Origin of the sequence: Sulfitobacter sp. UBA4523 (genome assembly GCF_002388305.1) — a bacterium.
In the GTDB taxonomy this organism is placed as follows: Bacteria; Pseudomonadota; Alphaproteobacteria; order Rhodobacterales; family Rhodobacteraceae; genus Sulfitobacter; species Sulfitobacter pontiacus.
On record NZ_DGMH01000004.1, the window covers coordinates 3,764 to 10,522 of the forward strand.

Annotated in this window: 5 protein-coding genes and 2 pseudogenes; 2 read left to right on the top strand and 5 right to left on the bottom strand. The window is 61.5% G+C overall.

Annotation, left to right across the window (positions count from 1 at the left end; all coding sequences use genetic code 11):
• The 5 genes and pseudogenes from B3849_RS17630 to B3849_RS00330 all read right to left on the bottom strand — a co-directional run.
• Positions 1–119: pseudogene (locus tag B3849_RS17630) on the bottom strand (hypothetical protein); the annotation flags it as partial.
• A 130-nt stretch (positions 120–249) separates the two neighbouring features.
• Positions 250–1,548, bottom strand: a pseudogene (locus tag B3849_RS00315) (replicative DNA helicase); the annotation flags it as partial.
• Between the two features lie 157 nt (positions 1,549–1,705).
• Positions 1,706–2,386, bottom strand: a complete 681-nt coding sequence (locus B3849_RS00320; protein ID WP_278425467.1) for an orotate phosphoribosyltransferase — start codon at positions 2,384–2,386, stop codon at positions 1,706–1,708.
• A 92-nt stretch (positions 2,387–2,478) separates the two neighbouring features.
• Entirely contained in the window at positions 2,479–3,516 is a 1,038-nt protein-coding gene (gene pyrC, locus B3849_RS00325; protein ID WP_278425466.1) for a dihydroorotase, read from the bottom strand.
• Positions 3,517–3,585: 69 nt separating this feature from the next.
• On the bottom strand, positions 3,586–4,587 hold the full coding sequence (locus B3849_RS00330; protein WP_286779683.1) for a phosphoadenosine phosphosulfate reductase: 1,002 nt from the start codon (positions 4,585–4,587) through the stop codon (positions 3,586–3,588).
• Between the two features lie 214 nt (positions 4,588–4,801).
• Here B3849_RS00330 and B3849_RS00335 point away from each other — a divergent pair, with 214 nt between their 5' ends.
• Together B3849_RS00335 and B3849_RS00340 are read left to right on the top strand one after the other, a co-directional pair.
• A complete protein-coding gene (locus B3849_RS00335) occupies positions 4,802–5,713 on the top strand; it encodes an AAA family ATPase (protein ID WP_278425464.1) in 912 nt (303 codons plus the stop codon).
• 76 nt (positions 5,714–5,789) lie between these two features.
• Positions 5,790–6,759: vWA domain-containing protein (locus B3849_RS00340; protein ID WP_286779684.1), on the top strand; the 970-nt coding region annotated here is incomplete at its 3' end.

Here is a 6,759-nt window from a genome sequence, read left to right on the forward strand (position 1 = left end):
TGACGCTGCTTGCCGATGACCACTTCGGCGCGACCGTGCAGACGCTCCATCTCTTCTTGCCAGATCGCCATTTTATCCAGCTCGTGATCGCCGGGCTTTTCGCGTTCTTTATAGTATTCCTCGCGGAACACGAACATCACGACGTCGGCATCCTGTTCGATCGACCCGGATTCACGCAAGTCCGACAGCTGCGGGCGCTTATCTTCGCGGTTTTCCACCTGACGCGACAGCTGCGACAGGGCGATNNTTCTCGCGTTCTTTGTAATACTCGCCGCGATAGACGAACATGACCACATCCGCGTCCTGCTCGATCGAGCCGGATTCGCGCAGGTCGGAAAGCTGCGGGCGCTTGTCCTCGCGCGATTCGACCTGGCGGGAGAGCTGGCTGAGCGCGATGACGGGGATGTTGAGCTCCTTGGCGATGGCCTTCAGACCTTGGGTGATCTCGGAGACCTCGTTGACGCGGTTGTCGGCCTTGCCGGTGCCGCGCAGAAGTTGCAGGTAGTCGACGATCAGAAGGTCCAGCCCCTGGCGCGAGCGTTTCAGACGCCGCGCGCGGGCCGCGACCTGGGAGATTGGCAGGGCGGGCGTGTCGTCGATATACAGCGGGCAGGCTTCCAGCGCTTTGGCGGCATCGACGAAACGGCGGAATTCGGTCTCTGTCATATCACCCGACCGGATCTGGTGGGACGGGATCTCGGCCGCTTCGGACAGGATACGCGCGGCCAACTGCTCCGCGCTCATCTCGAGGCTGTAGAACCCGACAACGCCACCATCTACAGCGCCTTCGGTGCCGTCATGCAAGGTGCCACGGCGGTAGGCTTTGGCGACGTTGAAGGCGATGTTTGTCGCAAGCGAGGTTTTCCCCATCGACGGACGACCGGCAAGGATCAAAAGGTCAGAGGGGTGCAAGCCGCCCAGCTTTTTATCCATATCAATCAGACCGGTAGAGACACCGGATAGGCCACCGTCGCGTTGGTAGGCCGCATTGGCCACGTTGACCGCATCGGTCACGGCTTTGAGAAAGCTCTGGAAACCGCTTTCGGTCTGACCCTGCTCGGCGAGCTTATAGAGTTTCTGTTCGGCCTCGACGATCTGTTCGCGCGGCTCTGACGCGACATCGACCTGTGCGGCTTTGGCCGCGATGTCACGGCCCAGCTGGATCAGGTCGCGGCGCACCGCCAGATCATAGATCATCTGCGCATAGTCGCGCACGGCAAAGGCGCTGATCGCGGCACCGGCAAGGCGCACCAGATAGGCGGGGCCGCCCAGTTCTTTCAGCCCTTCGTCATCCTCCATAAACGCCTTGAGCGTCACGGGGGAGGCAAGGTTGTTCTTGGCGATCCGCGCGGCGGCGATCTCGAAAATACGGGCGTGAACGGGGTCGTAGAAATGCTTGGGACCGATGACAGACGCCACGCGGTCGTAGATATCGTTGTTGGTCAGGATCGCGCCCAACAACTGCTGTTCCGCTTCGATGGAATGCGGCATTGTCTCGGCCGCTTGAACCGTTAGCTGGTTACCGTCGATGCTTGAAATCTCGTTCATGCTACGTGTTGCCCCACTGATTAATGACCCGAGGCTTATCTACCCGAGCCGCCCGTCATCCCGCAATCTTTATAAGCTGTGGATAACCTTATCTCTGCGCTAGCGTAGCATATGTCGCGTGATTTTACACCACGCGACACAATATCATGTGGATTGCTTAGGTTTTTTTCCGCGCATCCTGCCACGCTTCTGGCGCGTTCAGGAAGGCTTCGACTTCGGTCAGGGTTTCTGTGTCAAACGCGTTCTGCGCTTTGGCCTCGGCCAGCACATCCCACCAGGTGCACAGGCTGTGCAACGTAACCCCGTGATCGCCCAAGGTCTTTTCTGTCTGCGGAAAAATACCGTAGTAAAAGATCACCGCCGTATGCGCGCAGGTTGCACCAGTATCGCGAATCGCGTCGACAAAGCTGATCTTTGAGCCACCATCGGTGGTTAGATCCTCGACCAGCAAAACGCGTTGGCCTTCGGTCATTTCACCTTCAATGCGGGCGTTGCGGCCATAGCCTTTGGGCTTCTTGCGCACATAGGTCATGGGCAGCGCCATGCGCTGGGCCACCATCGCGGCAAAGGGGATGCCCGCGGTTTCACCGCCCGCGATATTGTCAAACGCCTCGAACCCCGCTTCGCGCATCACGGTGACGGTCAGGAAATCCATCAGGGTGGCGCGGATGCGCGGATAGCTGATCAGCTTGCGGCAATCGATATAGGTCGGGCTCGGCAGGCCGGAGGCGAGGGTAAAGGGCTCTGCCGCGTTGAAATGAACGGCCTTGATCTCCAGCAACATCCGCGCGGTCAAGCGCGCCATTTCGGTAGAGTCGGGGTAGCTGGTGGGGATCATGTCATGCGTTCCTTTTGGGGCCTTGGCGTTGAGGGCGGTGGTGGCCGGTCTCATCCTGCTGCGACCGGTAAACTGTCTTTGGTAGGGGGGCGTCAGTCGGTGACGGACCAGTTCAGCGGCATCATCGGATCGAACACGGTGACCGGCCCGTCGGGCGTCTCGATGTGATCGGGGTAGGTCGCCGGTGCGCGGGTCAGCGTCATCGTCGCCTCGTTCGGGGCCAACCCGTAGAAATCCGGCCCGTTCAGCGAGGTAAACCGTTCCAATTGGTCCAGCGCGTCTTCCTGTTCAAAGACCTCGGCCAGGATCGACATCGTATTGGGCGCGGTAAAGCAGCCGGCACAGCCGCAGGGCAGCAGCTTGTTCGCGTCCGTGTGCGGCGCGGAATCCGTGCCCAGAAAGAAGCGCGCGTCGCCCGAAGTCGCGGCAGCGCGCAGGGCCAGACGGTGGCTTTCGCGTTTGGCGACGGGCAGGCAGTAGTAATGCGGTTTGATCCCACCGGCGAGGATATGGTTGCGGTTGATCACCAGATGGTGCGTGGTGATGGTCGCGCCCAGATTGCCGGTGCTTTCCGTGACATATTGGGCGGCGTCGGCGGTGGTAATATGCTCCATCACGACTTTCAGCCCCGCATGACGGGTGCGGATCGGGTCAAGCACGCGGTCGATGAACACGGCCTCGCGGTCGAAAATGTCGATCTCGGGGTCGGTGACCTCGCCGTGGGTGCACAGGGGCAGGCCGATCTCGGCCATGCGTTCCAGCACGGGCGCAACATTGTCAAAGTTCGACACGCCGCTGGCTGAATTTGTCGTCGCACCGGCGGGGTAGAGCTTGACCGCGGTGATCAACCCGCTGGCATGGGCGGCGGCCACATCGTCGGGATCGGTATCCTCGGTCAGATACAGGGTCATCAGCGGTTTGAAATCCGCGCCCTCGGGCAGTGCCGCGAGGATACGATCGCGGTAGGCGGCTGCATCGGCACCGCGCACCACCGGGGGCACCAGATTGGGCATGATGATGGCGCGGGCAAAATGCGCGGCGGTATGGGGCAACACGGCGTCCAGCATCGCGCCGTCGCGCAGGTGCAGGTGCCAATCATCGGGGCGTCGAAGCGTGAGGGTCTGTGTCATGGGCTCCCCGCTAGCACAGGGCGTGCGGGCGCGCTAGTCTCGGGTTGGTCAAAGGGACCGCAGCAAACGTCAGCCGGTGGTTTTGGCTACATCCTGCGATTGCGTATCCTGTTCCTCTGCAGTCCCGTTTTCCTGTGCGACGCGCAGGGCCAGTTCGGCCTCTAACTGCTTTTTGCGCCGGACAAACCGAGGGGCCGACATATGCCCTGTCACGAAATTGCATAGCGTGAGCGTCAACGGATCGCGCTGCTCGCGTTCCAGCGCGGCAAGCAGGCCTTTCAGATAGGGGCGGTGATCGCGGCGCGCCCGGGCGATGCGTGCAAAGCTCGCGATTGTCAGCTCGCCATCGGCTGCAAGGGTCAGCAGGTTTTCGAACTGGTCAAGCTCCAGCAGTTTCGATTGCAACGCCGTGCCCATGCGCCGCATCCGAAGTTTGGTCACATTGGGGCGGGTAAAGAGGCTGGCATGCATCGCGTCCAGCGGCACAGTCGGGTCATAGATCACAAAAGCGGCCTCGGCCGCGTCCAGCATATCGGGGGCATATCCGAACCGGGAGGTGAAATCCGTGCGCCGCATCTCGACAAAGCGATCGTCCCATTCGGTCACGCTGGGGTCCAGCGTCGCTTGCGGCTGGATGGCAACGACCTTTGCACCCGGTGCCGCGACAGAGAATGCCGCAGCAGCATAGCCGCCCGGACCCGCGCCATAAAAGACCACGCGGTCAAAGCTGTCGAAAAAGCCATCGTCGATCAGCCGGTCGAAAAACACGTAAACTGGCGCGTCGCGGAACCATGTATCCCCTTCTGACGCCAGACAAAGATGCGACCAGCCTTCGCTGCGCACCATTTCCCACCCCAAAGGATGCGCCATCGATGACAAGGCGCGCATCCCGTTGATGGTTTCAAAGCTGACCAGCAGGGTAGAGGATTTTTCCAGAAACATCGCGTGGTGTCGTGACCCGAGCGCTTCATAGAACCCGCCATTCTGCGCGACCTGCTTCACAGCATCCATCCACTCGCTTTTGGAATAGTCCTCAAAAGACGTGTCGAGCGTTACGGCGGTATCGATCATGGTAAACTTCCTCAATCGTATCTGGGCACAGGAAACCCCCTGGCTTTTGGTCTGAGGTATCGGCGCATTAAGGCGAAAATGCGGAGATTTGAAGCACATTTATAGCACATTCTGTGGTCGCTCCAAGGCATAGAGTCTGCTGAACCCCGTGCAGACCCCTTGACCGCGCGGGATCAGAATGCACCACTCGTCCCAATCACAACCGGAGAATGCCATGCAACTGCCCCCTTCGATCGACGCCGTGCAAGAGCTGCTTGCGGGGCAGGGATATGTCTGCGGGCGGCCTTTGGCCACGGTGGTGTTCCTGAGCCTGACCTTGGGCCGGCCGCTGTTCCTCGAGGGAGAGGCAGGCGTCGGCAAGACAGAGATCGCCAAAGCATTGGCGCTGGCCTTGGACCGCAAGTTGATCCGGTTGCAATGCTATGAAGGGCTGGACGCCGCCACGGCGGTCTACGAATGGAACTTCCCTGCCCAGATGGTGGCAATCCGCACGGCCGAGGCCACGGGCGATCGCTCGCGACAGCAGCTCACAACAGAACTCTTTAGCGACGACTTTCTGATCGAACGCCCCTTGCTTGAAGCGATGCGCCCTGACGGACGCGGTGCGCCCATCCTGTTGATCGACGAGCTTGACCGCACGGACGCCCCGTTCGAAGCCTTCCTGCTTGAGGCGCTCAGCGATTTTCAGGTCACGATTCCCGAACTCGGCACGATAAAGGCCCCCGAGCCGCCCATCGTGATCCTGACCTCGAACCGCACGCGCGAGGTGCATGACGCGCTCAAACGCCGCTGTCTTTATCACTGGGTCGACTATCCCGATTTCCCCCGCGAGATGGAGATTCTGGCCGCCCGCGCCCCCGAAGCCTCAGCCGCGCTCAGCCGCGAGGTCGTGGCCTTTGTCCAACACCTTCGGACCGAGGACCTGTTCAAGAAGCCCGGCGTGGCCGAAACCATTGATTGGGCAAAATGTCTGCTGGCGCTGGATGTGATCAACCTTAGCCCCGAAACCATTGCGGATACGCTTGGGGCGATCCTGAAATACCAGGATGATATCGCCAAACTGCAAGGATCAGAGGCGAAACGCATCCTCGATCAAGCCAAAGCCACGCTGGACGCACCCCCTTGACGGATACTGCCGCTTCCAAATGGTCTAAAATCCTCGGGGGTCCGGGGGCCGACAGCCCCCGGCGGCTGGCGACCTGATGGAACATCTGCCCCTGGATTTGCCCGATAACCCCAAACTCGCCGGCAATATCACCCATTTCGCCCGTGCCTTGCGCCGCGCCGGTCTGCCCATCGGCCCCGGTCGCGTGATCGACGCGATCCGCGCGGTAGAGGTGGCGGGGTTCACCGACAAAACCGATTTCTACTGGACCCTGCACGCCTGCTTTGTGAACCGTCCTGAACACCGGACCGTCTTTGCGCAGCTCTTCCGGCTTTATTGGCGCGACCCGCGGTATCTGGAACATATGATGGCCGCGATGCTGCCCGCGATCCGTGGCGTGCAGGAAGACCGGCCCGCCCAAGCCGCCGAGAAACGCGCGGCAGAGGCGTTGCTGGACGGTGCCGAAGCGCCGGAACGCGACCGCGAACACCCGCAAGACGAGCGCGAGACAGAGATCGAGATCGATGCCAGCCTGACCATGTCCTCGCAAGAACGGCTGCGCAGTCTTGATTTCGAACTGATGAGCCTCGCAGAGGTGGCGGAGGCCAAGAAGATGCTGGCGCGGTTGCGCCTGCCGGTCAAACCCATGCCGTCACGCCGTGCCATGACGTCCCCAAGGGGGCGGATCGACGCGCGGCGCAGCCTGCGGGCCGCGCTGCGCCGCGGCGGAGAGATGGACAAGCTGGTGCTGAAAACCCCGCGCCCACGCTATCCCAATCTGGTGGTGCTGTGCGATATCTCCGGTTCCATGAGCCAATATTCCCGCATGGTGCTGCATTTCCTGCATGCGGTGAGCAATGCCAAGGGCGCGGGGTGGGCGCAGGTGCATGCGTTTACCTTTGGCACGCGGCTGACCAATATCACCCGCCATCTGGCGACGCGCGACGTGGATGCAGCGCTCAAGGCGGCGGGGGCAGAGGCTCAGGATTGGGAGGGCGGCACGCGCATCGGGGCCTGTATCGAGGCGTTCAACCGCGACTGGTCGCGGCGGGTCATGGGGCAGGGCG

What these genes read in the sequence shown, in the direction of transcription:
- pyrC (WP_278425466.1), bottom strand. Translation starts at nt 3,516, where the DNA reads ATGACACAGACCCTCACGCTTCGACGCCCCGATGATTGGCACCTGCAC.
- B3849_RS00320 (WP_278425467.1), bottom strand. Translation starts at nt 2,386, where the DNA reads ATGATCCCCACCAGCTACCCCGACTCTACCGAAATGGCGCGCTTGACC.
- B3849_RS00335 (WP_278425464.1), top strand. Translation starts at nt 4,802, where the DNA reads ATGCAACTGCCCCCTTCGATCGACGCCGTGCAAGAGCTGCTTGCGGGG.
- B3849_RS00330 (WP_286779683.1), bottom strand. Translation starts at nt 4,587, where the DNA reads ATGATCGATACCGCCGTAACGCTCGACACGTCTTTTGAGGACTATTCC.